This is a genomic window from Citrobacter sp. TBCS-14 (assembly GCF_005280805.1).
GTDB lineage: Bacteria > Pseudomonadota > Gammaproteobacteria > Enterobacterales > Enterobacteriaceae > Citrobacter > Citrobacter gillenii.
This window is the reverse complement of sequence record NZ_SZWM01000692.1, coordinates 1-219: the sequence shown is the minus strand read 5'-3', so window position 1 is coordinate 219 and position 219 is coordinate 1. Positions and strand designations below refer to the sequence as shown.

General features: G+C 54.8%; 1 protein-coding gene. It reads left to right on the top strand.

Features of this window, described 5'->3' with window-relative positions:
- Positions 1-219, top strand: a 219-nt coding sequence (locus tag FDX22_RS20740; protein ID WP_146717709.1) for a hypothetical protein, incomplete at both ends; no start/stop codon positions are given.

The following is a 219-nucleotide window of genomic DNA, read 5'->3' as shown; positions in this document are numbered from 1 at the left end:
CATTGATACCAACCTGGAAACCGCATTGCAGAACGCACTGGCCAACCATGGAACGGTAGAGCATCAGTGGGCGCAGTACGGCGAGGTACGCGCGGATATTCTGGTGGTTAAAACGACCATTGCGCAGGTCGATAAAGCGATGGCTGAAATGTCGACGCAGGTGCAGGCGCAGTTCAATGATGTGACTGCAGCGCTGGAAGATAAGCTCACCGCCGTAGT